Source organism: Floccifex sp. (assembly GCF_051873495.1).
Lineage (GTDB): Bacteria > Bacillota_I > Bacilli_A > Erysipelotrichales > Erysipelotrichaceae > Floccifex.
Genome location: NZ_JBJEEX010000120.1, coordinates 1 through 26,695 on the forward strand (window position 1 = coordinate 1; position 26,695 = coordinate 26,695).

A 26,695-nucleotide genomic window follows, 5' to 3' on the forward strand; every position below is an offset into this window, starting at 1 on the left:
TTGACATTAATTATGTCTACTTATTGAATGGGGTCATCAGATGGGTACTCACATTAATTTTTATATTTAAAAGAAAAAACTCACCAATCAATATGATGAGTTCTTTTTAGATTAATTAGTTTAACTTGGTTAATGCTTCAATTATTGCTGTTTCAATTTCTTTTTGTTGAGATGCAGTAAGATAGCTTGATGTACGAATTAAGCAGGTTCCAACTACTTTATGAGATCCACTTACAAAAATAGTTCCATCAAAACCAGCTAGATATTCTTCTCGTTTAATGGCATCTTCTTTACATGTATATACTTCTACAGCCGCTCCACCATCCGTTCCTACATCAACAATATCCTCTCCTGGTTCTATATATAGTTCATCTTTATTTACATAATCACAAGACATGTATACAGTTGCCGTATAACTTCCAGCTTTGTTTAAATTACCATTTGGATCGTGATCCTCTGTTACAGCTTGAACTCCCGTAATATGTTCAACAGTTGCGACTCTTTTTAAAACAAAATCTTCCGTTGGACAATCAACAAGCTTATATTTTTCTATACTTTCATTTAAAGCATTCTTTGCTTCTTCAATAGCCGTTTCTTGTTCTTCATAAGAAATTGCTTCAATTTCTTTGGTTTGTTTTTGAATTTCCTCTACTTCTTTTCCCATTTCTGGAACTTCATACTTTGCACTTTGAGCATTCTTTATTGCTTCATTGGCATTATCGATAACACTTTCATCTAAAACAGGTTCACCTGCATCAATTATTTCTTGAAGATTATTAATGTTTTCGTCTAATTTTTCTTCTTTATCCTCTAAAGAAGCCACTGCCATTTCAAACTGTTTTTTTGCTTCACTTTTTTCTGATGAGCACCCTAGCATAGAACATGTCATACCTAAAGCAAGTAAAATAGATAAAAATTTTCTGTTCATAATACTCTCCTTTTCCTAATGTTTTTTTGAATATCGGCATTGATTTCACATATTTGATTAAGTGATTATTATCATTGCCTTGTTATTTGTATCCTATTACTGCACATTACGTGCAGTCAAATCATTATTTAGAGTATTTAAAATCACATTATTCCTTATACTTTCTTCAACGTAATTGTAATCACTAATTCAGCTTACACTTATTTTTACAAAAGAATATGCAGTAATACGTAATATTTAATAATAAACAAAAAAACTCTAATACACATTCCATTTCATAGGTGTGTCAGAGTCTTTTAACAAAACCAAGTTAACCACGCTTGATTATCTTAATTTCAATGAGTTCTTCTTTCTTTATTTAATTGTTGTAAAGCTATACCAATTAGCTTATCTGTTTGATCAGCCATGAATAAAGGAATATTTAACATATCACCGTCTAGTTTTAGATTATCCAATGAAAAACGAATGCGAAGTTTTGTTTCATTGGGATATAGTTCTTTATATTTCTTTATACTTTTACTTGTAGTATTTGTTTCAGACTTCACTTCTATTGGGAAGATATCGTTTTCTCTTTGAATCAAGAAATTGACTTCATATGGTGGATTCAATTGATTCCAATATCGTGGCGTCACTTCAAATTGAGTCACCAATGTTTGAAGAACATAGTTTTCTGTTAGTGCTCCTTTAAATTCGACAAACAAGCGATTTCCTTCCCCAAAAGCAGTGGGTGCTAATCGTGATAAACGACGAAGTAATCCCACATCAACTAAATAAATCTTAAATGCTGATACATCATCGTAGGCTGCAATAGGTAGCTTAGGAGCTGTGCTTCGATATACTTTATGAACTAAACGAGCATCTACTAGCCACTGTAAAGCATTTTCATATTCTCTAGCTCTTGCTCCTTCTTTTACCACTTTATAAATAAATTTCTTATTTTCTCGTGCCAATTGTGAAGGAATAGATTTCCATATCATTGATATTTTAGGAAATTCACTTATATTCGGGTGTTTGGCAAAGTCACGTTCATACGCATCAAGAATATTAGATAATACTTCTTGCATGGCTTCAACATCTCTTTCTTGTGTCCACATCAATACTGATTCTGGCATTCCTCCCACAACATAATACATTTTCAATTTTTCATATAAAGGATTGAAAAAAGCATCTGGAATGGGTTCTAATTCATCAATTTGATCAAGATAAGCAACTAAATTTTCATCTCCGTTGGCCATCAAAAATTCCGTAAATGTCATAGGATCAATCTGCATAAAATTAACTTTTCCTACCGGAAAAGAAGAAGGCTTTGCCAAAGTGATTCCTAATAAAGAACCAGCACATGCGACGTGGTATTGAGGAGCATTTTCACAAAAATACTTCATTGAATTAATAACATTAGGACAGTCTTGTACTTCATCAAATATAATCAATGTTTTTTCTGGTAAAATTTTCTGTCCACTTACCAACATTAAATTCTGTAGTATCCTGTTTACATCTTTGGTCGTTTCAAAGAATTGTTTATATTCTTCATTTTCGTCAAAGTTGAAATACGCTACATTATCGTAATATCTTCTCCCAAATTCTTTAAGAATCCATGTTTTTCCAACTTGTCTTACACCTTTTAAAATCAATGGTTTACGATATGGTGAATTTTTCCACTTTTCTAATTTTTTTATTATCAAACGTTCCATTATTTCACCTCAATCACATTATTATGTATAATTTTGTGATTTTAATCACACTTTTATTATATTTCTGTGGCAATTAAAAAACAATACTAAAAAAATAGAATCCCCTATTAGAATTCTATTCAATTATCTTATAGAACATATCCTCTGATATGATTTGTATGTCTTGTCCATTTTGTTGAAGTTGCTCAGCTCTTTTATGTTTTGTGGATTTATGACTATTGTATCCTAAAATTAAATAATCTGTTTTTCTTGTAACAGATGAACCAGTGAAACCACCAATACTTAAAACAATTTTTTCAGCTTGGCTTCTTGTCATTTTTTCTAGTGTTCCAGTAAATACACATGTTTTTCCATAGAGTTGATTTTGTTCGTTTACTTGTCTATTAGTTGAAACAAGAATTCCTAATCGTTGACAGAATTCTGTTTCAGAAATCAATTTAAGTGTTCCTTGTTCCATTCTTTCCTGGGCTCTAAACATCCAAGCATTGAACATCCACATATATTCATCGTCTCTATCTAATGGAATTAATAACTTTTCATAGGTTTTATCGTTCACAATTAATATATGAGCGTATTGAGATAAAGTAAAATATGATTTCGTATTTAGTTTCTTTAATAGTTCTTCGATTAACTCATTATCTAAATACTTCATCTTTGTTTTAAAAGCTATTTTTTCATTACTGAATTCTTCATCGTGTTTTAAGTTAATTTCTTTTAATCTTTCTTCTACATAGTGTTCACTGTAGTAGTGTAACTGTTGATACAATTCATTGGTTACATACACATCATTTAAAGCTCGATGAGCATTTTTATTTTCAATATGAAAACGTTTCGCTAAGGTTGTAAGCTTATAATTCGAAGAATCTTTAATAATCTTTTTAGCTAATCTTTGGGTATCAATAAAATTATTCGTAAGTGGTTTATTTAAAAACTGTTCAAAATAATCATATAGAAAATTGATATCAAAATTCACATTGTGTCCAATTAATATATAATCTTCTATAAAATTATCAAAATCTACAATCGCTTCTTTTTCATCAATTCCTTGTTCTTGAATCATTTGATTTGTGATTCCTGTTAGTTTTTCAACCGAATTTGAAATTCTTTCATCAATTGATAATAAACAATTAAATTCATCAATCACTTGATTGTTCTTTACTTTAATAGCTCCAATTTCAATGATTTTATCATTTATAGGACTAAATCCTGTTGTTTCAATATCAATGACTACATAATCTTTGACATATTCTAATAAACTATTTCCTTTATATTCTCTTTCCATGTATTTTATTATATACATTAATTATTATTTAAACATTAAAAAAGAGGCAATTGCCTCTAATCTAAATCTTGTCCATTGGTTGCGATAACTTTTTTATACCAATCAAATGATTTTTTCTTTCTACGAGAATAATCCCCAGTTCCATCATCGTATCTTTCTACAAAGATAAAGCCATAGCGTTTGGCAAATTCTCCGGTTGAAACACTGACTAAGTCAATACATCCCCATGGTGTATATCCTCTTAAATCAACTCCATCTAATACTGCTTCATGCATTTGTTCAATATGCGCTCTTAAATAATCAATGCGATAATCATCTTGAATCGTTCCATCTTCTTCAATTGTGTCATAGGCTCCAAGTCCATTTTCAACTACAAAAATAGGTAATTGATAACGATCATAGATTTCATTTAAACTATAACGAAGTCCAATCGGATCGATTTGCCAACCCCAATCACTGGCTTTTAAATAAGGATTCGGAACACCTGTTAATAAATTTCCTTTTCCTGTTTTACTTGGATCCACTGTTTGACAATTTGACATATAGTAAGAACAAGTATAGAAATCCACACAACCATTTAATAAAATTTCATCATCGCCTTCTTGTTTTTGAATACTAATATTATGTTCTTTAAAATAACGATCCATATAACTAGGATATTTACCACGACACTGTACATCACTACAAAACCAGTTAAAGACATGATTCTTTTGTTGGGTATATACGACATCTTGTGGATTACAAGTTAATGGATAATTAGTAGCCATAATATTCATACAACCCACTTGATAATTTGGATCAATTTCATGGGCCATTTGTACGGCTAATGCACTGGCAATAAATTGATGATGTAGTCCTTGGAAACGATTCTGAGGAATATCTTTTTGATTATTAAAATCCATTTCCTTGATTTCATTTAAAATACCTTGATTTAAAAAACCACCCATAGGAGCTGTAGCACTATTAATTTCATTAAAAGTAAGCCAATATTTCACTTTTCCCTTATATCGAGTAAAAATAGCTCTACAATAATTCAAGTAACAATCAATCATTCTACGATCCGTCCATGAATTAAACTTCTTTGTCAATCCAAAAGGAACTTCATAATGAGAAATTGTGATCATAGGTTCAATATTATATTTTAAACACTCATCAATTAAATCATCATAGAATTGTAACCCTTTCTCATTTGGTTCTGTTTCATCCCCATTAGGAAAAATACGAGTCCAGGCAATGGAAAAACGATACATCTTAAAACCCATTTCACTAAACAATTTAATATCTTCTTTATAACGATGATAATGATCAATGGCATCATGTGAAGGATAAAAAGTTCCTTCTTCTAATACCGGTGTAATTCTTTTTGATTTTGTTGCCGAACCACCTGTACAAACATCTGGACAAGAAACACCTTTTCCATCTACATTCCAGGCTCCTTCTAATTGATTAGCAGCTGTAGCTCCTCCCCAATAAAAATCTTTTCTAAACATAATAAACCTTCCTTCTTTTGTGTACATCATATCAAAAAAAAACACCACCGTGTGATGTTTAGTTTAATAATAATTCATTTTCTAATTGTCTTTTGGTTTTAAGCCAATAACTCAATGAAATCGCACAACAAATAGCTTCGGTAATTAAGAATGAATACCAACTTAAATTTAATCCAAAGAATTGGGATGATATATAGAACATTGGTAACAATAATACCAATTGTCTTAGTAGTGTTATAAATAAAGAAACATTGGCTTTATTTAATGCTTGAAACGTTGAACACAACACCATATTGATTCCTGCGAATATAAAGTGAAGACTCACAATTTGAAGCATAGGAATTCCTATTTTCAACATTTCAATATTGGGATTAAAACAATTCATTAACTGTGAAGGAAATAATTGGAAAATAATGGTTCCTACTAACATAATTCCCATTGTCAGTGTTAATGAAAACTGTACTGCTTCAAGAATTCTTTTATTTAATTTAGCGCCATGATTATAAGCCACAATAGGAACAATGGCATTGGTAATTCCACACACAGCCATAAACACAAATTGTTGAAGTTTATAATAAATATTAAATACCGAAATTGCCATATTAGAAAACTGCATTAAAATCTTATTCATAAATACAGTCATAACACTGACTACCGATTGCATAAGGATAGCCGGTATTCCAATTTTATAGATTTTCATTAATATTTCTTTTGAGATATAAAATCCCTTTAAAGTAAAATGAATGTCTTTTACTTTCTTTTGTACAATAAATATTCCAATAAACATGGCACAAGTTTGTCCAATGACTGTAGCAATCGCAGCTCCTTTAACTCCAAGTGAAAAACCAAAAATAAAGATTGGATCTAAAATCATATTAATAATAGCTCCACTTGCTTGCATGACCATATTATAGAAAGCATTCCCAGTTGCTTGTAGAATTCTTTCATAGGTGATTTGAATAAATACACCAAAAGAACAACAAGTCACAATTCGTAAATACGTAACACTTTGATTTAATACATTGATATCACTTGTGAAAGCGGCTATAAATTTTTGGGAAAAGAAAATCCCAAATAAGGCAAAAATCAACCAATTGAATAAGGCAATTAAAATACCATGTACCAAAGTTAAATTGGCTTTATCGATTTCTTTTTGTCCCAAGTATCTTGATAATACTGTATTAAATCCAACACAAATTCCTACCGCTACTGCTACTAAAATCGTTTGAATGGGATAGCACAGTGATATGGCCAATAGGGAGTCTTGGGAATATTGAGCCACAAACATACTATCGACAATGTTATATAGAGCTTGTACAAGCATTGAAATCATAATTGGAAATGACATAGACAGAACCAATTTTTTGACTTCCATTGTTTCCATTTTATTCATATAATTCTCTCTCTTTCAACATTTCACAATTATTACAAAAACACATTCATTTTTCAATAGAAAAACTCTGTGATTTTTTTCACAGAGCCTCATTATTATAAAGTACTTCCAAAATCCGATGCGATAGCTTGTCCAGTAATAGCTCTTGATTCATCACTTGCCAAGAATAATACAATGTTGGCAACATCCTCTGGCATACAAGGCTGAACCTTCATATCCGAGTGCTTAGCCATTTGACCAAACATATCTTCATCTAAGGCATCATTTCTAGCATTCATAACCATTGGAGTAATGATTGTTCCCGGACATACCGCATTACAACGAATTTGTGTTCCCGCATAACGTAAAGCGGTATGACGAGTAATACCAATTACCGCTGATTTACTAGCTACATAGGCAGCTCCTCCACCACCAACGATTCCAGCAATGCTGGCAACATTGACAATAGATCCTTTTCCTTTAGCTTCCATTTCTTTAACAGCTTCACGAATACAGTACATTGTACCTTTGGTATTGGTATTCAAAATACGATCTAAGTCTTCGTCTTCAACTTTATCAATTGGTTTTAAACCTTTTTCTAAAATACCTGCATTATTTACTAAAATATCAACCGTTCCAAAGTGTTTCACTGTTTCTGATACCAATTTTTTGGCATCTTCCGGTTTGGAAATATCACAGATAACAGGCAATACATCGCCTCCTGCTTTTTTAATTTCATCCGCAACTTCCATCAAAGGCCCTTCTCTTCGAGCACTAATAACTACTTTTGCTCCTTCTTGGGCAAAACGAAGTGCAGTAACCTTTCCAACTCCTGAATTTCCTCCGGTAATAATCGCAACTTTTCCATCTAAACGTCCCATAAATTACCCTCCTTTCGCGATTTTTATTCTATCTACAATGTAACACATTTTTATTATCTTTGACAAAAGAATTGACCTAAAAAAAGAGTCAAAGACTCTTTAAACAGGTATAAATAAAATTGTGTTTTGTCCTCCGCAAATCATTCCTAAAGAAGAAGCTTGTTCATTATCCAAAACAAACGTTTCAATGCTTACATCACGAAGTTTACGCGCTCTTTGAATCACTTCGTATTCAATTTGTCCTCCTCCAATTGTTGAAACAATATGCGATTGACATACTAACATCATCGTTCCAATTCCTCTTGGTGTTGATCCTTTTTTATCAATGATAATACAAAGCATGCCTTTTTCTTTACTATTGTATAATTCACTTGGAATGAAAGAAGAATACTTTTGATTTTTAATATCAATAATTTGAGCTAAAATACTAATCGCAATTTCAGCTGGCGTATTCGCTTTAATTTTTAAACCAATAGGAGCATGAATATTTTGACGAGTCTGTTCATCTAAATTTAAGGCATCAAATGTCTTTTGTACCTTTCCCTTTGAACCAATCATACCACAATACAAATGAGGTCTTCTCAAGACAAGTTCTAAACACTCTTTATCATCTTTATGTCCTCTGGTGACAATCACAAAACAAGTGTTTTCTTCTTTTGGTAAGATTTTTTCACATTCATTAAATGGTACACAATGAATTTCATTGGCATTGGGAAAACAATCTCTATTGGCAAACTCTTCTCTCTCATCAATCACAATTGTATAAAAATCCAATAACTTGGCAATCTTATTAACGTATTGACTTACATGTCCCGCTCCAAATAAAACAAGTTTACTTGCGGTTTGAAACCATTCTTTTTTTAAAATATCAACATCTATATTCTTTTCAAGTAATGATTTTAAACAACGTTCATATAAACTATTGGCTCCATTAACACAAATCGATACAGGTTGAGTAATTTTATTTAAATACAAACGCACAAGATCTTGAATGATTTTGGCATCAACAATTTGGTCTGAATCATAAATATGTTCATAACGATGAATCACATCTTTAGCTTTATGATTTAAACCCTTTAAATTCGTAATTAAGATGACTTTATCACTATCTTCATCAATAACGGGTTCATTGTCTAAACAATATTTTAAATATTTATGTTTAGAACCATCGGCTTCTATTAAAATGACATCGATATTTTCTTTACATTTATTTAATACATCTTTATCTAATGAACCTATTTTTTTATCATCTACTTGATTTCCCGCAAAACAATATCCATTTTCTTTAATTCTTTGTTCAATTTGTTCATAAGTTGGATTTAAAAGCGTATCTTCTTCTATCAACATATGTGTTGTTGTACACATTAATACCGTTTTATTTTCTTTTAAATACTGTTCCTTTAATTCCTTAATTTTTGATGTTTTTCCACCTGAACCTACTACACTAATAATCATATTCTTCTATTATTTCCTTTAAAGCTTGTATCAATACATCCACTTCTTCTTTCGTATTCATATGCGATAAACTAATCCGAACAACACTTTCCAAGCCCAAATGCTTCATCATTAAAGGTGCACAATGAGCTCCTGTTCGTACAATAATATGGTATTTAGAATATAAGATGTCACTTAGTTTCGAGGCATCCATGTTCTTTATTCCAATAATAAAAATAGGAATATCGGGTTCATTATATAAAGAAATAGGAAGTTTTTTTAATTGATGATACGTATATTCTAATAACTCATGTTCTTTATCTTGAATTTCTTGAAAGTGATTCGAAATATATTGAATCCCTGCTCGTAACGATTCAATACCCGGCATATTCAATGTCCCTGCTTCTAAGTGCTCAGGATATGAAATAGGCATATTTTCATTATAAGAATCCATTCCAGTTCCACCGTATTTTAATGGTTTGATATCAAATTCACCATTGATACAAATCCCACCAATTCCACTTAATCCTTGTAGTCCTTTATGCCCACTAAAACAAAGAATATCAATGTTTTCTTCTTTCATATCAATGGGAATATGACCTGCACTTTGGGCTGCATCGACAACTAAAATAATATTGTGTTCCTTCGCATATTTTCCAATCTTCTTTAATGGATAAATTTCTCCCGTTACATTCGAACACTGTGATAGAACAATCATCTTAGTATTTTCTTGAATGGATTCTAATATCTTTTCGTGTTCTATAATCGATACATTCACTTTAGAAGCATATAAAGGACGCAATACACTGTTATGTTCAGCATATGTGGTAATGACATGGTCTTCAGGTTTACATAAACCAAAGATAACGGTATTTAAACTTTCCGTGCAGCCACTATTAAAAATCACGTGATCACAATTAAAAAATGATTGAACACTCCTACGAGCTTTGTGAATGTTTCGTGACATATCAATATTAATACTACGATTGGCATTTCCTGGTATTTGAAAAGAAGCTTGTACAGCTTCTTTTACACAATCTAATTTAGGATAACTCGTAGCACTTTGATCAAAATAAATCATTGCATACTCCTATAATGTAGTATGGCTTCTAATACCCCACCAGCAATGCATCTTGCCTTATCAGAAATTGTGAAACAATTATTGTATTCATCAATTCTTGGGTCAATATCCGCCATTTTAAATCCTTTCGTAACATAATATCCATCATGAATCATGCCTCGTAATAAACCATCCATACTTGCCAATACCGGAGTATCATTCACATGAGCAATGACATCTCCTTTTTTTACGATATCCGTAATTTTATTATGGGTATGAACAATTCCTTCACAAGGAGAATGAATCACACGTTCTTTGCCATATCCTTGAATCACACCCGGAATTCCTGTATTTTCAATGGCACAACCTTGATAAATAACTCTTCCTAAGTTATGTCCTCGCTTGGTTTCAATGACACAATCCACATCTACACCTGCTTCAAATCCAGGTCCTAGTCCAATGGTAAAGGGTGCCATATCTTTTGTGGTTCCTAGATTCTTTTTTGCCAAGATGGCATCTACCACAATTTCAGGTTTCAATTGTTTTATACATGTTCCTTGTTCATCAATCATCATCGCAACTTTTCGCTGTTTCATAACATCTTGTGCTTGTTCAATTGATGAACACAATACACATTCCATATCTTCTACTTGTTTATAGCCATCATAAACAGCTTGGCAAAACGATACATTAATACGAATGGCACTTGGATTACTTGTTTCTAATACAAGGACATTAAATCCTGATTTGACTAATTTATAAATCGTACCAGTGGCTAAATCTCCACCACCACGAACAACAACTAAATTTTCCATAGTCTATGGTTTAATAATCTTTGTGGCATTTTCCATTCTTTCCACAATGTCATACATATTTGTGACACTTCCTACTTTTAATTCTTCTTTTTTATGGAAGAAATCTAAACAAGTTCCACAGCTAACGACTTCTACTCCTTGTGATTCTAACCATTGAATGTCTTTTAACATTTCACTATCAGTTGAAGTTAATAAAACCCCTTCGTTATAGAAAATCATTTGACTAGGTAAACTATCTTGTTTCGTTAAAGCAAAAATAAAAGCTTTCATTAAAATAGCTCCTAATTCTTTGTTTGAACCCATCACATTGCTTGAAAATACAACGACATCCTTATTTTTTTCTTCCGTTGTTTCGACTGGTTTTTCTCCTTGATATAACACAACACTAAAATCTTTATCTTCTTGATTGACTTCGTATTGATATCCTTTTACTTGGGCAAATTTCTTTAAGTTTTGAACCGCAATTTCATTGTCAACAATTGTTTTAACGGCACTTTCTTTTTTCAAAGCTTCCTTTGTCTTTACCACTGGAAGTGGACATTCTAACCCTCTTGCATCAATAATTTCCATTTTTTCTTACCTCACATATACACTTTTTTCTTTTAATTCACTGATTTTTCCAATTTTATAAATTGGATAGTTCTTTTCTTTAAATTCATTCACAATCTTTTCAACTTGATTTTCTGGAACACTAACAAGTAAGCCTCCACTTGTTTGAGGATCAAATAAGATTTCCTCTAAGGCAAAGTTTTTTACTTCAAATTCAACTTTTCCTTCCATGCGATTGCGATTATTTTGGGCTGCCCCTGTTAAATAGAATTGATCCACGTATTCTAAACAATCTTCAAAATATGGAATCGATGAACTATCTAATATCGCACTATATTTTCCATCTAACATTTCATTTAAATGAACTAATAAACCAAATCCTGTTACATCGGTCATGGCATGAATATCATATTTTTTAAAAATATCAGCGGCATATTTATTAAGAGTTGTCATACTCTTAATCACTTCTTCTTGCATCTCTTTACGACAATCATCTAAACGAAGCGCATTTAAAGTTAATCCCGCTCCTAATTTTTTTGTCAATAATAACACGTCATTTTCTTGTACCCCGTTATTGTTTTTAACTTGATCTACATTCACAATTCCCGTTACACTTAAACCATATTTAATAGAGTCATCACGAATAGAATGTCCACCCGCTAAAGCAACATGAGCTTCTTTTAGTTTGTCATTTCCTCCTTCAATGATTTTTCCTAAAATATTTAAGTCTTCATTTTCAGGGAAACAAACAATATTTAATGCCGTAACAGGTGTGGCATTCATGGCATAAATATCACTTAAGGCATTACATGCTGCGATTTGTCCAAATACATATGGGTCTGTTACCATAGGTGGAAAAAAATCCAAAGTGGATACCAATGCTTTTTCATCATCGATTTTATAAACTGCTGCATCTTCATTGTGATCAAAACCAGATAATAAGTTTTCATCGCGATAAATATCGATTTTTGATAAAATGTGACTTAATTTTTTGGCTCCTAATTTAGCAGAACATCCTCCACTTTTACAATAAATCAAAAAATCACCTTCTTCATATTTTCATATTTTAAATGATTCTTTGTGAAATAATCAATCCAATACGCTTCATCTAAGATTTCACTCATAAAACACATTCCACATCCCGCCCTGACAATACTTGGCGTAGGAATTAAGCGTCCTTGACCACATATAGCTTCCACATCTAGGGCATCATTTAAACTTGAAAATGTTATAATCATGACTTCATTCATGAAATATCTCCTCAAAACAAGTATTTGCGTATGCTTCTACTCTTTTTTCAAATTCATCGTATTTTTCTAAGAATTCTTTTCCTTTAGGTGTTAATACACTTTTTCCTCCATGTACACCACCCACAGTTCTTTCAATTAATTCAAAGCCTAAATCTTCTTCCGCTCTTTTTAAGATTTTCCATGCCTTGGAATTGGACATTCCCATTTTTTTATAAGCCGCTGATAAAGACCCGTATTCATCACAGAGTCTCATTAATTGAGCGACTCCTTTTCCATACGATGGTTCGTTTTGAAATACTTGTATCTTTATTTTATACTTCATTTCCCAAAACCACAATTTGGATATGTACAAACTTTACAGTTTAAACACAATCCACCTTCTCCTAAATCATATATTTCTTCTTTTTTAATTTCATCTTTTGCCAAGATTCTAGGAAGCATGATATCAAAGATTGTTCGTTTAGCATACATGACACATCCTGGTAAACCAACAATAGGTACATCCTTTAAATACGATAATAAAAACATAGCCCCTGGTAAAACTGGTGCTCCATAAGTAATAATATTCGCTCCGGTATTTTTAATAGCTAATGGTGTTTTATCATCGGGGTCCACACTCATTCCTCCGGTACAAAGAACAAACTGTGCCCCTTGGTTTATAGCTTCTAAAATGGCTTGGGTTACCATTTCATCGTTGTCATCACAGATTTTATGATACATAACAGACACATTGTATTCCTTTAATTTATCAATTAAAACGGGAGTAAAGGTATCTTTGATTCTTCCTTTATAGACTTCCGATCCTGTTGTGATAATGGCAGCTTTTTTAATTTGAAATGGTTTAATTTCAAAAATAGGTCCTTCTATTCTTTGTACTGGTTCCATTTTTTCTTTTTTGATTACTAAAGGAATAATACGCATTCCAGCTAATTTATCATTGGGATGAACGACTGTATTACTATGACGAGTGGCAATCATCATTTCCCCTAAATGATTGACTTGTCTTAATTTATCACTTTGAATTTTAAATAAACCATCAATGGTACTTGAAATTTCAATTTTTCCTTCTTTTACTTCACTTCGTTTCATATTTTCATTTAAACAAAGTGAACATAAAACTTCAGCCGCCTCGTTTTCATGCATCATGGTTTCATCGTTTTCCCATACATAAATAGTTTCTTTTCCCATTGATAATAAAATGGGAATATCTTCTTCTTGAACAATGTGTCCTTTTCGAAATTTGGCATCTTTTGTTACGCCTTTGATAATTTGGGTCATATCATGGCATAGAACTTGTCCTATGGCATCTTCAACTTTAATTTTCTTCATATACATTAAATCCATACTTTCTAAATACATCTAGAGCATCTTGACTACAAATATAATCCAATACTTTTTGTGTCATTTCATCATCATTTAATGAAGCTACTGGGTAAATCACAGGAGATTGTAGTAAAGATGAATCACATTCTTCAATAATTTCAATTTTATCACTAGAAATCGCATCGGTTTTATACACAATTCCCACTTGAGCACTGCCACTTTCTACCCAACTTAATACTTCGGTAACATTACTGGCAAAACTAACTTTATTTTGAATCGCATCCCATACATTTAAATTTGTCAAAGCTTCTTTAGCGTATTGACCCGCTGGAACAATTTCACTATCTCCTAGAGCAATCATATCTGCGTTTTGAATATTTGATAACTCTGTTACATCACATTGACTACCTTTTCCTTTAATTAAAACTAATTTATTTTCTAATAAATTCACAACATGATCTTTTTGAATATAGTCTTCATCTACTAAAGTATTCATTTGTTTGGTAGCTGCACTAAAGAAAATATCAGCATTTAATCCTGACTCAATCTGCATTTGTAGTTTTCCACTACTGTCATATACACCTTCAATTGTGACATTTGGATATAGTTCTTCAATGGCAGGAATGATTTCTTCTTCAAAGGCATTTTCTAAACTTGCTGCAGCGGCAAGAGTAATCGTTACTTCTTCTTGTTTAGGACTACATGCACATAAACTTAAAAACATACATAAACTTAATAAAATCTTTTTCATATTATTTTCCCTTTATTTATTTTGATATAACTAGAACACATTGTCTCAATTTCATAGCGAGAATGTGATACAAATAAAACCGGAACATTCATACCTAGTAGTTCTTGTTTCATTTCTTTTAATAAATCTTCTTTTAAATCTTCGTCTAACGCACTAAATGGCTCATCTAATAAAATTAAAGAAGGATGATAAACCATAATACGAGCTAGAGCAACTCTTTGTCTTTCTCCACCCGACAATTGTCTAGGATATCGATTTTTTAGATGATCAATATGGAGTTGTGTTAATATTGTTTCTACTTTTTCTTCGTATTTTTCTTTACGAGCTTTTAGAGGACATGCGACATTTTCAAATATGGTCATATTTTCAAATAGGGCGTAGTTTTGAAAACTAAAGCCAATGTTTCGTTTTTGAATGGGAACATTTATTTTTAAATCTGAGTCATATAAAACATTTCCATCTAATACAATTCTTCCTTTATCAGGTTTTTCAATCCCCGCAATACATTTCAAAGTCATACTTTTTCCAGATCCACTACTTCCCATAAAACCTTGAATACCATTTTCTACTTTGAAATTAACGTTTAAATCATAGTCATGGAGCTTTTTATAAATTTGTACTTCTAACATGAATAACCTCTTTTCTTTTTCACAAAGAATTGATATAGATTTAAGGCAATGACTAATACAAAACAAATCATTACAATAATCAAAACATAAACAGAAGCACTTTCCATATCTCCACTCATAACATCGCTATATACCGCTAAAGGAAGCGTTCTTGTCTTTCCGATGATATTCCCTGCTAACATGGCCGTCGCTCCAAATTCTCCTAAACCACGAGCAAAGGCAAGTATAGTTCCTGATACTAATCCGGTAATGGCATTGGGTATAATAACTTTAATAAGTATTTGAAATTCACTCATTCCTAGTGTTCTAGCAGCGGATATTAAATCCGGGTCCACTTGTTCAAAAGCCGAACGAGTCGATCGATACATCAACGGAAAACTAATAAAGAATGAGGCAATCACTGTTGCACTAAAGCTAAAGGCAATGCGCACACCAAAGAGATTGAATACTAATTTTCCTACGGGTTGATTGACACCAAACACCAATAATAGAAAGAATCCCATAACCGTTGGTGGTAACACTAATGGAAGAGTAAATAATCCGTCTATTAGTATTTTCAACCATTTTCTTTGCGTTGATATCACAAACCAGGCAGCTAGTATTCCTAAAACAAAAGTAAAACAAATCGTAATCGATGAACTTTTTAAAGAAATCCATAGAGGAGATAAATCAATGTTTTCTAGCACATTCACTACTCCTTCCTGTCATTATTTCTAGGCCGTGTTTTAAAGCCGGTAATAAAATATCTAAGTTTTCTTTTACGGCTTTGGGACTTCCTGGTAAGTTAATAATCAAGGTATTATTTCTTTGTACGCTCACTCCTCTTGAAAGCATAGCCTTTGGTGTAATTTTCATAGATTCATAGCGTAATGCTTCACTGATTCCAGGTACATTGCGTGTCATAACTTTCAAAGTTGCCTCTGGAGTCACATCACGAGCACTTAATCCCGTTCCTCCTGTTGTCAAAATCAAATCATTTTGACAGCGATCACTTAGATTGATTAAATTGGATACAATTTCATCAAAATCATCAGGAATTACGTTTAAACTTGTGACAAGATATCCATTTTCTTCCATAATTTTTTGAATTAAAGGACCACTTTCATCCACTCTTTCGTTGCGACTGGCTTTATCACTCATCGTTAAAATCGCAACACGTAAACGATTATCTTCTTGTTTCTTAACAATCACTTCATCTTCTACTTTTACTATTCCACCGTGTAAAACTTTTGCGAATACACCATTAGTTGGCATAATGCATTTTCCTACGCGATGATAAATGGCACAATGAGAGTGACAGCTTTTACCAATTTGGGTAATTTCTAAAACGACTTCACCAATAAGAATTTGGGTTCCTACTTTTAAAGAAGGAAAATCAATTCCTGAGACTAATAAATTTTCTCCAAACGCACCATCTATTACGTTTCCACCTTCTTGATTGAATTGTTCTCTTGTTTCATAAGACAATAAACTCACTTGTCTGTGCCATTTACCAGCATGAGCATCGTCTTTCAGTCCATAGTCTTCTAAAATTTCTATTTGACTAACAGGATGTTTTTCCACTCCTTTTTTATCACTTATACAAATTGCCTTTACTCTTTGTTCCATACATATTCTCCACTTTTTCCACCGCTTTTTGATACTAAATGAATATTGGTAATTTCCATATTTTTAGAAATGGCTTTGCACATATCATAGATTGTTAATAGGGCAACATTTACACCCGTTAAAGCTTCCATTTCTACACCTGTTTTCCCAACATTAGAAACAGTACAATACACATCGATAGATGTATCAAAGACTTCAAAATCAATGGTAATCTTTGACAACATTAAAGGATGACACAATGGAATCAATTCGCTTGTTTTTTTAGCACCCATAATTCCAGCAATACGACTAACCGATAAAACATCTCCTTTTTGTATCGATGCTTCTTGAATTTTAGAAATAATTTCTTTTCCTGTAATAATGGTTCCTTTGGCAATAGCCGTTCTTTTGGTATCTTCTTTTTGGGAAACATCGACCATAATCGCATTCCCTTTTTCATCAAAATGACTAAATTCCATTCTTTATCCTCCTACTTCATTCATAATGGTTGTCGAATGTTCGTTTTCAAAGTTATGAGCTTGTGGTTTTAAATAAATGATTTCTGACATTTTTTCTAACAATGTCTTTTCATCTTTTAAATATGGTTTTAAATCTAAGCCATCTCTATGAAACAAACAAAGCTTTAAAAATCCTAAACTTGTCAATCTTACGCGATTACATGAACAACAAAACTTACCATGAATCGCTTCAATAATTCCGATATAGCCTTGATATCCTTTTATTTTATAGTAATGAGCGGGTCCATTTCCTAGATGAATATCCACTTGTTCAGCTTCATATTTTCTTAGTAATTCATAACATAGTTCCATCTTTTTGTTTGCGTCTGCATATTTCATTGGCATCATTTCAATAAAGCGTAAGTGAATGTTTTCTTCTTTAATTAAAGAAAGCATCATTTTAAATTTATCTTCATTGAACTTTTCATCTACTACACAATTCACTTTACATGGAATACCTATCTTTGATGCGTAGCTTAAATTATCGAGAACAAGGTTTAGTTTATTTTTTCCACATATTTGTTGGTATTCATTTGAATCTAGCGTATCAATAGAAAAGTTAATGCCATCGATTCCAATTTCTTTTAATCGTTCTAAATCAAAGTGATTTAATAATGATCCATTGGTTGTCAAAGTAACACTGGTAACTGGTAATTGTTTTAATTGAGAAATAAAGTCAATGTAGCCTTTTCGAATACATGGTTCTCCACCAGTAATCTTAAAATTGGTAATTCCTAGTTGAATAGCGCACTTACAGATAGTTAATATTTCTTCATAGCTTAATATATCTTCATGTTTAAAGTGTTCCTTATAGTCTTTACGACAATAGAAACATGTATAGTTACATCGATCCGTCAGTGATATACGCATATAGTTAATATTTCGATTGTATTGATCTTTCATAATTTCACCGTTATTCTCAAGTGAGAATATCCCTTTATATTTTATGAGATATTTTTTATTTGTTCAATATTATTTTTAATTATGATTTAATAGTATAAAAAGGATGTGACCTCAATGAGTTCAACTAAAAAAATAACTTTATCGTCTATGTTTATCGCATTAGGAATTATATTACCTTTCTTTACAGGTCAACTACAACAATTTGGCAATATGCTTCTTCCTATGCATTTACCCGTATTTTTATGTAGTTTAATTTGTGGATGGAAATATGGAATGGTTATTGGATTTATTTTACCTTTTCTTCGATTTGAATTATTTGGAATGCCGATATTATATCCTATTGGTATAGCTATGGCTTTTGAATTAGCGACCTATGGTTTTGTGGCAGGCTTTGTCTATGAGAAACAAAATTGGAAGTGTATTAAATCATTGTACAAATCTATAATCATCGCAATGATAGTTGGAAGACTAGTATGGGGATTAGTGGAAGTAGTATTGTTAGGATTAGGTGATAATGGTTTTACTTTATCTTTATTTATAACACAAGCAATACTTAATTCAATTCCTGGTATCATTCTTCAATTAGCTTTAATTCCTAGTATTATGTTGGTATTACATAGAACAAAGTTAATGCCCATAAAAAAATCACTTTAATATTGCATAACTAGGATTATATATATTAATCGTATAACATTTAGCGGCAAGAAAAAATTTATATTTTTTCATTACCGCTATTTTCATTTTTGTTGTGTAACTTCATGCTTTCAAGGGCAATACCAATAATTGTTGTCAAATACCCAACTACTTTTTCTCTGTCATGGCGATCTTTTTCTTTCACCCAGTCAATCAACATACCTGAAATTGCTTCGGTATAAAACTTTGCGATATAAACTTTAAAATCAGGGTCTAACTTTGCCTCAAGGCTTGCTTCTGCTTCATCTATGACGGATGTAACGATACCAATAAAATCGGTATAGAAAAAACGTTTAATTTCATCTCTTCCAATGGAATCATAGGCACAACTGATAATATAGTCGTTTTCATCAACGTATTTCATTACAAAACGAATAGCTTGTTCGTAATCAATCAATAAGTCAAAGTGTTTAACAACCTCAATGGCATCTTCTTCAAACATCCATTTAAGTAAGGAATATATATCTTCAAAATGATAATAAAAAGTCTTTCGATTTACGCCACAATCAGCTGCTAGTTCGCTGACAGTAATTTTGGAAAAAGGCTTCTGTTTCATAAGTTTCTTCAAAGAATCAGCAAGAGCTCTTTTTGTATGATATGTATTTATTTCGTGTTTCATTATAAAACCTCCGACCTTTATTACACACTTGTCCAATTAAATATTCAATGGTCAATATAGTAACATTTGTGTAGAAAACTTGTTTATTTACCAAATGTATCTTATGTGTCTAAAATCCCACAAAAGCACCTGATTTGACCATTGTATGCCTTTAAAACCAGCGCTAAACTATTGAGAAGTTAAATTTAGAAGGGTTGAATCTATGAACAAAATTATTTCTATCATACCAATTGTATGTATCAAAACATAACCATGCTTGAAATATATTGTATTATCCAAGATTTATTATGAGTGTTTTTTTCTTGAAAGATATTCATTTTATAACAGAAGATAAAACACTAAAAGGAGGAGAACATTGAATGAAAAAATTTTATGAAAGTATATTAAACCACAAGAAATTCATCCTGACTCTTTTCTTAACTTTGTTTGTGATTTCTTTATTTTGTAGTCGGCTGGTTGGTGTTAATTACGACATAACGGATTATCTTCCGGAAAACACAAAATCCACTGTATCCATTAATGTTATGGAAGAAGAATTTGATGGTGGTATTCCCAATGCCCGTGTAATGATAAAGGATGTTACGATTCCCGAAGCTTTAGAATACAAAGACAAGCTAGAAGCTATTGATGGTGTAAGCGAAGTCACTTGGCTAGATGATACTGTAGATATCACAGTTCCTCTTGATACATTGGATTCTGCTACTGTAGAAAGCTATTACAAAAACAATGCCGCTTTATTCACACTTACACTTGAGGAAAATAAACGAATCGAAGCTGTTGCCGAAATTCGTTCCATTATCGGTGACAAAAACGCTTTAACAGGTAGCGCTGTTTCCACAGCTGATGTTACAACCAATACAGTTTCCGAAATCATGAAAATTACCGTTATCGCTGTTCTGTTTGTTTTGTTGGTTCTATTATTGACAACTAATTCATGGTTTGAACCAATTATTGTTCTTGTAGGACTTGGTGTGGCGATTATTCTAAATAACGGAAGTAACCTTATATTTGGTGAAATTTCATTTGTTACCAATGCCGCTGGAAGTGTTTTACAACTCGCAGTTTCGTTGGACTATTCTGTATTTTTATTGCGTCGCTTTGAAGAATGCCGAAAAACAAATTCAAATGAAAAAGAGGCAATGGTGGATGCCCTTTGTAAATCGACATCCTCAATTGCATCAAGTGGTTTGACCACTGTTATCGGTTTCCTTGCCCTTGTTTTGATGCAGTTTAATTTAGGAGCCGACCTTGGTCTTGCCTTAGCAAAAGGCGTGGCAATCAGTCTAATAACGGTATTTATATTTATGCCATCATTAATTCTGTACACATATAAACTGCTTGATAAAACAAGACATCGTTCTTTTCTATCGTCATTTAAAGGATTAGGAAAAGTAATACAAAAAATAACACTTTCTATGGTTTGTATCTTTGCTATATTAATTATTCCTTCTTGTCTTGGATCCAATGCGAATGAATATTTGTACGGTTCTTCTGAAATACTTGGTGCTAATACACAATATGGTAAAGATACCGACACAATTGAAGATGTTTTTGGTAAAGGTGATACTTATGTATTACTTGTCCCAAAAGGAAATTTGGCAAAGGAAACCAAGCTTTCCGACGAATTGCATACAATACCTCAAATCACAAGCATTATTTCTTATGTAGATGTTGCAGGAGCTGAAGTTCCATATGCTTACTTAGATGAAGATACATTATCTTTATTAGAAAGTGATAATTATAGTCGTATGGTCTTATCGGTAGATGTTCCCTATGAAGGCGAAGAAACATTTGCTCTTGTTGAGAAAATACGAAATGTAGCTGATAAATATTATCCAAGCGAAAACTATCTTGCTGGTGAAGGAGTTAGTACCTATGATTTGAAGAAAACAATTACTGCTGACATGGTGCTTGTTAATTCAGTTTCTATTTGCGCAGTATTTGCGGTACTAATGTTATCTCTTAAATCACTATTTGTTCCGTTCATTCTTGTACTAAGTATTGAAACCGCAATTTGGTTGAATTTAAGTGTTCCATATTTTATGGGTTCACCAATATATTATTTGGCATATTTGATCATAAGCTCCATTCAACTAGGTGCAACCGTTGACTATGCCATTCTTATGACCGACCGTTACAAAGAAAACCGTGAAACACTTGGTAAAAAGGATGCAATTGTACAAACTATTTCCGATACCTTTGTATCTATTATGACCTCTGGTAGTGTACTAACTGTTGTAGGATTTCTACTTGGATGGATGTCATCAAATCAATTGCTTGCACAGCTAGGTATATTCATTGGTAGAGGTGCCTTATTCTCATTAGCCATTGTTTTATTCGTTTTACCAGGACTTTTGTATTTATTTGATGGACTTGTTATGCATAAGAAAAGATTAAATAGAAAGGATGAAGCATAATGAAAAACACAAAAAAAATCGTATCAATGCTCCTTGCAGCATTATTAGTAGTAGGTATTTTCTCTTTTTCTGCATTTGCATCAAGTGAAAATACTCCTAAAGAAGAGGTTGTATATATCAATTTGAATGATGATGGTTCAGTAAAAGAAATAAATGTAGTCAATATTTTTGATCTTGATTCAGATGGTCAAATAATTGATTATGGTAGATATGAAACTTTACGAAATATGACCACAACCGATAAAATTGATTATTCACATGATACAGTAACGATTGATGCCGATGCTGGAAGACTTTATTATGAAGGAAAACTTAAAAGCAATGTCATGCCTTGGAACATTTCCATTCGTTATTTTATCGATGGAAAGGAATATTCTGCCTCTGAATTGGCTGGTAAAAGTGGGGCTTTAAAAATCAAAATGAAAATTACCGAAAATAAAAAATGTACTGGTAATTTCTTTGAAGGATATGCATTACAGACTTCTTTTACATTTGACACAAAGAAGTGTAATAATATCGTAGCTGATGGGGCAACAATAGCTGATGTTGGTAGTGATAAACAAGTTACGTATACGATTTTGCCAAATGAAGGTGCAAATGTTGAAATTAATGCCGATGTTACAAACTTTGAAATGAGTAAAATTGCCATTAACGGTGTTCGCTTAAATCTTGCCATTGATATTGATGATTCCGAAATTCAAGATAAAATCAACGAAATCATCGGTGCTGTCAGTGACCTTGATGATGGAGCAAACGAATTAAACGATGGTGCCAAAGCATTATATGATGGCACAAATACTTTGAATGAAAAAGTTGGTGAATTATATACAGGCGTTGGCGAACTAAACAATGGCGTCACGGATTTATCAAACGGTCTTTCAGAAATCACAAAAAAGAATAGTGAGCTACTTAATGGAGCTTATAGTGCTTTCTCTGGACTATGCTCTGCATCTGAAAAAGTATTAAATACCGAATTATCAAAGAATAACTTACAGACTGTAACTCTTACTCCTGAAAACTATGCAACTGTTTTAAGTAATCTTATGAAAACTATGGATGCCGATAGCGTTTATAATATAGCCTATAACAAAGCACTTGCCGAAGTAACAGCGCAAGTAAATGCAAGTACTAATGAAATCTATACCGGATATATAGAACAAAATATAGATGCCATTTATATTTCTTATATGCAATCACAAGCAAATACATTGTATGCTCAAGTTAGCGCGCAAGCTGTTCTAGATCAACTTATCGCAAATGGATATTCACAAGAACAAGCTCTTGCTTACTTACAGACAAGTGATGGACAAGCATTAGTCTCACAAGCGGTTGCGAATATGACAGATGAACAAAAACAACAAATCATTGTTTCTGCTGCTTCTAATCTGACTGATGATCAAAAGGCTCAAATTAAAGCGGGTGCTCTTCAATCTTTAACAAATGATCAAAAAGAACAAATTAAATCGGCTTATATTGAACAAATGATGAAATCAGAAAGTGTAACTGATCAAATTACCGCCGCTGTCAGTGCTAGTAGTTCTGCTGCTGCAAGTGTTGCGGAATTAAAAGGTCAACTTGACAATTTTAGTCTATTTTATGATGGACTAAAGCAATATACTTCTGCAGTAAGTAACGCCGCAAATGGTGCAAATTCTTTAAAATTAAATATGGATAGTTTATATGAGAATGTTGGTACCTTAAAAACTTCCGTAGGTGATTTAAATGATGGTGTAAAAGAACTCTTTGATGGTACCACTACATTAAAGAATGGAACAAACAAATTTGTGCCTGAGGCAAGTGGTAGTGAAACAGAAGTGAACAATGAAATTGATTCTATGATTTCTTCGGCAACTGGAAAAGATGTATCTACTTCATCTTTCGTTTCCGAAAAAAATAAAAATGTTAAATCTGTACAATTTGTGATTCAAACGGGAGAGATTGAAATTCCTGAAGAAGTTGACACGGAACCTGTAGTTGAAGAAGAATTAACTTTTTGGCAGAAACTTTCAAATTTATTTAAGTAAAGTTTACATATAATTAGTTCTAAAGCATCGCTTCGGCGATGTTTTTTTGCGCTTTAAATATTACCAAATCAATAAAAATAAAAGAATATATGAAGATTTATTTAGCACGCATAAATCCTTTTTTCAATTATTTTTCGATATTTATCCTTTATAAGAACAATATTCAATAATTAAGTAAGAATAGATATAACCATGCGCTAATCCTTTTGAAGACAATAAAATAATTATTATAGAAACAATTTGTATAGTTATATTATAGATTATTTTTACTGATAACCCTAATATAAAAAATGCCGATACCTTAGTACCGACACTTGTATATACCCTGGTGGAGATGAGGAGAATCGAACTCCTGTCTAAACAAAGTCCCACGAGACAACGTTTACAGCTTATTTCATCTTATAATTTGAATGGCTAGATGAACAAAAAGTGATCATTCAAATTGACCGTTTAATTGTCGGTATTCCCTCTGGTCTAAGGTTCAACTTATCTTCTTTGCCTTAACTCACATTTAAGAATAAGAAAGCGAAATTCTTAAAAGGGGCTGCAAGTCTGTTTCGACTATTAATTAAGCAGCGAAAGCCATGCTTTGGTTGAATCCACCAAATACATTAGCTAATTTCGTTTTTGCGTTTAAATTTAAGTTGGTTTTTACGTGTTCCTTCACGGCTGTAGTTGAATCCAAACATTTATTTATCGAATGCCTGAACATCCCCATTTGGATATTATATATTACTACACTAATAATTATTTTTCAAGGCTTTTTGGATTTCTCTTTGAGCATCTTTTTCCTTTTGTGATTCTCGTTTATCATGAAGATTTTTACCCTTGGCAAGAGCTATTTCAATCTTGGCAAGTCCATGATTAATATAAATACGAACTGGAACTACAGTATATCCTTTAATACGCGTTGCTTGATATAGCTTATTAATTTCATTTTTATGAAGTAATAATTTACGATCTCTTACTTCATCGTGATTAAAGCGATTCCCAAATTCATATGGAGAAATATGCATTTCTTTAATATAAGCCTGTCCATTAGAAAAGCTCACAAAACTATCTTTTAACTGTACTTTTCCACGTCTAATACTCTTAATTTCTGTTCCCTTTAATTCTAAACCAGCTTCATATCGATCAAACAATTCATATTCATGTCTTGCCTTACGATTTTCTGCTACATTAATTTGATTTTTCATTCCAATATAACCTCTATTCCCTCTGGATTTCCTAGCACCTCTTTAACATAGTTCACTACATTTTCTTTTGTTGTACCCGATACATAGTGATTCTGTGCCATTTGATCTGTATATTCATGGATTGTCGTTGTTCTAAACTCTGTAAACTGTGAATCAAAATACGTTATCGTTGGAATAAACTTAACATCACTAAATGTTGTTTGTTTCGAATTGAAATCATAGTTTAAAGTGAATTGAGCCATTCCTCCAACCATTCCTTCCATTGTATCTTGAGCACTTAAAAAGTTTCCAAGCGAATAATAAATTAAAGTATCTTGATTTTCTCCATGATAAATTTCACATGGTTCAATCACATGAGGATGCGTTCCAATGACAACTTCTGCACCACATTCATTTAATACCTTGGCATAGTAATCTTGTTCTTCTGTTGTTGTAGTCACATACTCTGTTCCCCAATGCATTGCCACAATTTGAACATCACTGATTTTACTAATGGCTTCCATGTCACTACGAATTAAATCTTCATCAATGACATCAATTAACCATGGCATATCACTTGGTTTTTCAAAGCCATTCATTCCATATGTATATCCTAATAAACCTACTTTAATACCATTTAATTCAATTACCGTATATTTATCTCTTTGTTCTTGGCTTGTATGCGTTCCTGTATAAACAATGTCTGGATAAGTTTCATCAAGATAATTCATTTCATCTATTAAACCATTGGCACCTGTATCCAAACTATGATTTGAACTTGTTGACAACCAATTAAAACCAGCTTTTGCTACACTATCTAATATTTCTCTAGGAGCATTAAAAACAGGATAAGAACTCAATCCATAGTCTTCTCCATTACAAATAACTTCTTGATTAATATAAGCTAAATCAGCTTGTTGCACATACGGATTCGTTAATTCATAAATACTATCAAAATTATATCCTTGTTGCGCTTGCATTTGCCAATAATACACAGCACCATGAATTAAATTATCCCCTACACCCATAAAAGTAAAAGAAGATGTTTTTTCTTTGGGTTGTTCTTCTTTTATGATAGTTTCCTTTTCATTTTTACCTTTTTGAATTGTTCGAATGCCAATGGCGCCTAGACAAACCACTAATACAACAGATAATAAACCACAAATAGTCAATAATGCGATACGAGTATAATTTACTTTTCTTTTTTTCATATTCTCTTCTCCGCTTTCATTCTATCATAAAAGAAAAGAAGAGGATATAACAGTTAAGTGATTTGTCACTTGAAAAGAGTTATATCCTCTTTT

Annotated in this window: 26 protein-coding genes and 1 other RNA gene; 3 read left to right on the forward strand and 24 right to left on the reverse strand. The window is 32.1% G+C overall.

The annotated features are described in order from the left end of the window. Positions 1 to 115: 115 nt before the first annotated feature. From ACI313_RS07610 to moaA, 20 genes are all read right to left on the reverse strand, one after another. On the reverse strand, positions 116 to 928 hold the full coding sequence (locus ACI313_RS07610; protein WP_439755670.1) for a hypothetical protein: 813 nt from the start codon (positions 926 to 928) through the stop codon (positions 116 to 118). Positions 929 to 1,263: 335 nt separating this feature from the next. Then, positions 1,264 to 2,619: an ATP-binding protein gene (locus ACI313_RS07615; RefSeq protein ID WP_439755671.1), complete on the reverse strand. Its 1,356-nt coding sequence runs from the start codon at positions 2,617 to 2,619 to the stop codon at positions 1,264 to 1,266. A 115-nt stretch (positions 2,620 to 2,734) separates the two neighbouring features. Further along, positions 2,735 to 3,901 (reverse strand): exonuclease domain-containing protein, encoded by a 1,167-nt coding sequence (locus ACI313_RS07620; RefSeq protein WP_439755672.1) that lies wholly within the window; start codon positions 3,899 to 3,901, stop codon positions 2,735 to 2,737. 56 nt (positions 3,902 to 3,957) lie between these two features. Further along, positions 3,958 to 5,394 carry a glycoside hydrolase family 1 protein gene (locus tag ACI313_RS07625; RefSeq protein ID WP_439755691.1) on the reverse strand — a complete coding sequence of 479 codons (1,437 nt, stop codon included), beginning with the start codon at positions 5,392 to 5,394 and terminating at the stop codon, positions 3,958 to 3,960. Positions 5,395 to 5,449: 55 nt separating this feature from the next. After that, positions 5,450 to 6,784, reverse strand: coding sequence for an MATE family efflux transporter (locus ACI313_RS07630; protein ID WP_320608840.1), 1,335 nt, complete (start codon positions 6,782 to 6,784; stop codon positions 5,450 to 5,452). A 95-nt stretch (positions 6,785 to 6,879) separates the two neighbouring features. After that, complete coding sequence (locus ACI313_RS07635; RefSeq protein WP_439755673.1) at positions 6,880 to 7,644, reverse strand: SDR family NAD(P)-dependent oxidoreductase; 765 nt, start codon at positions 7,642 to 7,644, stop codon at positions 6,880 to 6,882. A gap of 99 nt (positions 7,645 to 7,743) precedes the next feature. Next, entirely contained in the window at positions 7,744 to 9,099 is a 1,356-nt protein-coding gene (gene yqeC / locus ACI313_RS07640) for a selenium cofactor biosynthesis protein YqeC (protein ID WP_439755674.1), read from the reverse strand. Beyond that, complete coding sequence (locus ACI313_RS07645) at positions 9,089 to 10,159, reverse strand: aminotransferase class V-fold PLP-dependent enzyme (RefSeq protein WP_439755675.1); 1,071 nt, start codon at positions 10,157 to 10,159, stop codon at positions 9,089 to 9,091. Before ACI313_RS07645 ends, yqeC begins: the two co-directional genes overlap by 11 nt. Beyond that, entirely contained in the window at positions 10,156 to 10,953 is a 798-nt protein-coding gene (gene yqeB, locus ACI313_RS07650) for a selenium-dependent molybdenum cofactor biosynthesis protein YqeB (RefSeq protein WP_439755676.1), read from the reverse strand. Before yqeB ends, ACI313_RS07645 begins: the two co-directional genes overlap by 4 nt. A 3-nt stretch (positions 10,954 to 10,956) precedes the next feature. Next, a complete protein-coding gene (gene yedF / locus ACI313_RS07655) occupies positions 10,957 to 11,523 on the reverse strand; it encodes a sulfurtransferase-like selenium metabolism protein YedF (RefSeq protein ID WP_439755677.1) in 567 nt (188 codons plus the stop codon). Positions 11,524 to 11,529: 6 nt separating this feature from the next. Further along, positions 11,530 to 12,540 (reverse strand): selenide, water dikinase SelD, encoded by a 1,011-nt coding sequence (selD, locus tag ACI313_RS07660; RefSeq protein WP_439755678.1) that lies wholly within the window; start codon positions 12,538 to 12,540, stop codon positions 11,530 to 11,532. Further along, a complete protein-coding gene (locus tag ACI313_RS07665; protein WP_439755679.1) occupies positions 12,537 to 12,752 on the reverse strand; it encodes a DUF3343 domain-containing protein in 216 nt (71 codons plus the stop codon). The genes selD and ACI313_RS07665 overlap by 4 nt, the downstream gene beginning before the upstream one ends. Further along, positions 12,745 to 13,074, reverse strand: coding sequence for a winged helix-turn-helix domain-containing protein (locus ACI313_RS07670; RefSeq protein WP_439755680.1), 330 nt, complete (start codon positions 13,072 to 13,074; stop codon positions 12,745 to 12,747). Before ACI313_RS07670 ends, ACI313_RS07665 begins: the two co-directional genes overlap by 8 nt. Further along, entirely contained in the window at positions 13,071 to 14,111 is a 1,041-nt protein-coding gene (locus ACI313_RS07675) for a molybdopterin-binding protein (RefSeq protein WP_439755681.1), read from the reverse strand. The genes ACI313_RS07670 and ACI313_RS07675 overlap by 4 nt, the downstream gene beginning before the upstream one ends. Beyond that, on the reverse strand, positions 14,068 to 14,826 hold the full coding sequence (gene modA, locus ACI313_RS07680) for a molybdate ABC transporter substrate-binding protein (protein ID WP_439755682.1): 759 nt from the start codon (positions 14,824 to 14,826) through the stop codon (positions 14,068 to 14,070). Before modA ends, ACI313_RS07675 begins: the two co-directional genes overlap by 44 nt. Further along, a complete protein-coding gene (locus tag ACI313_RS07685; RefSeq protein WP_320608851.1) occupies positions 14,823 to 15,455 on the reverse strand; it encodes an ATP-binding cassette domain-containing protein in 633 nt (210 codons plus the stop codon). Before ACI313_RS07685 ends, modA begins: the two co-directional genes overlap by 4 nt. Next, the gene (modB, locus tag ACI313_RS07690; RefSeq protein WP_439755683.1) at positions 15,449 to 16,147 is read right to left on the reverse strand and encodes a molybdate ABC transporter permease subunit; all 699 of its coding nucleotides are present in this window, start codon (positions 16,145 to 16,147) and stop codon (positions 15,449 to 15,451) included. The genes ACI313_RS07685 and modB overlap by 7 nt, the downstream gene beginning before the upstream one ends. Continuing rightward, positions 16,125 to 17,063 (reverse strand): molybdenum cofactor synthesis domain-containing protein, encoded by a 939-nt coding sequence (locus ACI313_RS07695; RefSeq protein WP_439755684.1) that lies wholly within the window; start codon positions 17,061 to 17,063, stop codon positions 16,125 to 16,127. Before ACI313_RS07695 ends, modB begins: the two co-directional genes overlap by 23 nt. Next, positions 17,048 to 17,521 carry a cyclic pyranopterin monophosphate synthase MoaC gene (gene moaC, locus ACI313_RS07700; RefSeq protein WP_320608854.1) on the reverse strand — a complete coding sequence of 158 codons (474 nt, stop codon included), beginning with the start codon at positions 17,519 to 17,521 and terminating at the stop codon, positions 17,048 to 17,050. Before moaC ends, ACI313_RS07695 begins: the two co-directional genes overlap by 16 nt. Positions 17,522 to 17,524: 3 nt before the next feature. Then, the gene (gene moaA / locus ACI313_RS07705; RefSeq protein WP_439755685.1) at positions 17,525 to 18,463 is read right to left on the reverse strand and encodes a GTP 3',8-cyclase MoaA; all 939 of its coding nucleotides are present in this window, start codon (positions 18,461 to 18,463) and stop codon (positions 17,525 to 17,527) included. Between the two features lie 114 nt (positions 18,464 to 18,577). Here moaA and ACI313_RS07710 point away from each other — a divergent pair, with 114 nt between their 5' ends. After that, positions 18,578 to 19,117 carry an ECF transporter S component gene (locus tag ACI313_RS07710; protein WP_320608856.1) on the forward strand — a complete coding sequence of 180 codons (540 nt, stop codon included), beginning with the start codon at positions 18,578 to 18,580 and terminating at the stop codon, positions 19,115 to 19,117. A gap of 58 nt (positions 19,118 to 19,175) precedes the next feature. Here the strand turns inward: ACI313_RS07710 and ACI313_RS07715 are convergent, their stop codons facing one another. Beyond that, complete coding sequence (locus tag ACI313_RS07715; protein WP_439755686.1) at positions 19,176 to 19,775, reverse strand: TetR/AcrR family transcriptional regulator C-terminal domain-containing protein; 600 nt, start codon at positions 19,773 to 19,775, stop codon at positions 19,176 to 19,178. 359 nt (positions 19,776 to 20,134) lie between these two features. Between ACI313_RS07715 and ACI313_RS07720 the strand changes: the two genes are divergently transcribed. Next, positions 20,135 to 22,192 carry an efflux RND transporter permease subunit gene (locus ACI313_RS07720; RefSeq protein ID WP_439755687.1) on the forward strand — a complete coding sequence of 686 codons (2,058 nt, stop codon included), beginning with the start codon at positions 20,135 to 20,137 and terminating at the stop codon, positions 22,190 to 22,192. Then, the gene (locus ACI313_RS07725; RefSeq protein ID WP_439755688.1) at positions 22,192 to 24,216 is read left to right on the forward strand and encodes a hypothetical protein; all 2,025 of its coding nucleotides are present in this window, start codon (positions 22,192 to 22,194) and stop codon (positions 24,214 to 24,216) included. Before ACI313_RS07720 ends, ACI313_RS07725 begins: the two co-directional genes overlap by 1 nt. A gap of 326 nt (positions 24,217 to 24,542) precedes the next feature. Here the strand turns inward: ACI313_RS07725 and ssrA are convergent. The 3 genes from ssrA to ACI313_RS07740 all read right to left on the reverse strand — a co-directional run bounded on the left by ssrA (position 24,543) and on the right by ACI313_RS07740 (position 26,602). Then, positions 24,543 to 24,932, reverse strand: a transfer-messenger RNA (tmRNA) gene (gene ssrA / locus ACI313_RS07730). A 24-nt stretch (positions 24,933 to 24,956) separates the two neighbouring features. Next, entirely contained in the window at positions 24,957 to 25,412 is a 456-nt protein-coding gene (gene smpB / locus ACI313_RS07735; RefSeq protein ID WP_439755689.1) for an SsrA-binding protein SmpB, read from the reverse strand. Then, positions 25,409 to 26,602, reverse strand: coding sequence for a CapA family protein (locus ACI313_RS07740; protein ID WP_439755690.1), 1,194 nt, complete (start codon positions 26,600 to 26,602; stop codon positions 25,409 to 25,411). Before ACI313_RS07740 ends, smpB begins: the two co-directional genes overlap by 4 nt. Positions 26,603 to 26,695: the final 93 nt, after the last annotated feature.

What these genes read in the sequence shown, in the direction of transcription:
- ACI313_RS07630 (WP_320608840.1), bottom strand. Translation starts at nt 6,784, where the DNA reads ATGAATAAAATGGAAACAATGGAAGTCAAAAAATTGGTTCTGTCTATG.
- ACI313_RS07635 (WP_439755673.1), bottom strand. Translation starts at nt 7,644, where the DNA reads ATGGGACGTTTAGATGGAAAAGTTGCGATTATTACCGGAGGAAATTCA.
- yedF (WP_439755677.1), bottom strand. Translation starts at nt 11,523, where the DNA reads ATGGAAATTATTGATGCAAGAGGGTTAGAATGTCCACTTCCAGTGGTA.
- ACI313_RS07685 (WP_320608851.1), bottom strand. Translation starts at nt 15,455, where the DNA reads ATGTTAGAAGTACAAATTTATAAAAAGCTCCATGACTATGATTTAAAC.
- yqeC (WP_439755674.1), bottom strand. Translation starts at nt 9,099, where the DNA reads ATGATTATTAGTGTAGTAGGTTCAGGTGGAAAAACATCAAAAATTAAG.
- moaC (WP_320608854.1), bottom strand. Translation starts at nt 17,521, where the DNA reads ATGGAATTTAGTCATTTTGATGAAAAAGGGAATGCGATTATGGTCGAT.
- ACI313_RS07695 (WP_439755684.1), bottom strand. Translation starts at nt 17,063, where the DNA reads ATGGAACAAAGAGTAAAGGCAATTTGTATAAGTGATAAAAAAGGAGTG.
- ACI313_RS07675 (WP_439755681.1), bottom strand. Translation starts at nt 14,111, where the DNA reads ATGTATTTAGAAAGTATGGATTTAATGTATATGAAGAAAATTAAAGTT.
- ACI313_RS07725 (WP_439755688.1), top strand. Translation starts at nt 22,192, where the DNA reads ATGAAAAACACAAAAAAAATCGTATCAATGCTCCTTGCAGCATTATTA.
- ACI313_RS07710 (WP_320608856.1), top strand. Translation starts at nt 18,578, where the DNA reads ATGAGTTCAACTAAAAAAATAACTTTATCGTCTATGTTTATCGCATTA.
- ACI313_RS07645 (WP_439755675.1), bottom strand. Translation starts at nt 10,159, where the DNA reads ATGATTTATTTTGATCAAAGTGCTACGAGTTATCCTAAATTAGATTGT.
- ACI313_RS07620 (WP_439755672.1), bottom strand. Translation starts at nt 3,901, where the DNA reads ATGGAAAGAGAATATAAAGGAAATAGTTTATTAGAATATGTCAAAGAT.
- moaA (WP_439755685.1), bottom strand. Translation starts at nt 18,463, where the DNA reads ATGAAAGATCAATACAATCGAAATATTAACTATATGCGTATATCACTG.
- ACI313_RS07715 (WP_439755686.1), bottom strand. Translation starts at nt 19,775, where the DNA reads ATGAAACACGAAATAAATACATATCATACAAAAAGAGCTCTTGCTGAT.
- modA (WP_439755682.1), bottom strand. Translation starts at nt 14,826, where the DNA reads ATGAAAAAGATTTTATTAAGTTTATGTATGTTTTTAAGTTTATGTGCA.
- ACI313_RS07670 (WP_439755680.1), bottom strand. Translation starts at nt 13,074, where the DNA reads ATGAAGTATAAAATAAAGATACAAGTATTTCAAAACGAACCATCGTAT.
- ACI313_RS07615 (WP_439755671.1), bottom strand. Translation starts at nt 2,619, where the DNA reads ATGGAACGTTTGATAATAAAAAAATTAGAAAAGTGGAAAAATTCACCA.
- ACI313_RS07720 (WP_439755687.1), top strand. Translation starts at nt 20,135, where the DNA reads ATGAAAAAATTTTATGAAAGTATATTAAACCACAAGAAATTCATCCTG.
- yqeB (WP_439755676.1), bottom strand. Translation starts at nt 10,953, where the DNA reads ATGGAAAATTTAGTTGTTGTTCGTGGTGGTGGAGATTTAGCCACTGGT.
- ACI313_RS07665 (WP_439755679.1), bottom strand. Translation starts at nt 12,752, where the DNA reads ATGAATGAAGTCATGATTATAACATTTTCAAGTTTAAATGATGCCCTA.
- smpB (WP_439755689.1), bottom strand. Translation starts at nt 25,412, where the DNA reads ATGAAAAATCAAATTAATGTAGCAGAAAATCGTAAGGCAAGACATGAA.
- ACI313_RS07740 (WP_439755690.1), bottom strand. Translation starts at nt 26,602, where the DNA reads ATGAAAAAAAGAAAAGTAAATTATACTCGTATCGCATTATTGACTATT.
- ACI313_RS07610 (WP_439755670.1), bottom strand. Translation starts at nt 928, where the DNA reads ATGAACAGAAAATTTTTATCTATTTTACTTGCTTTAGGTATGACATGT.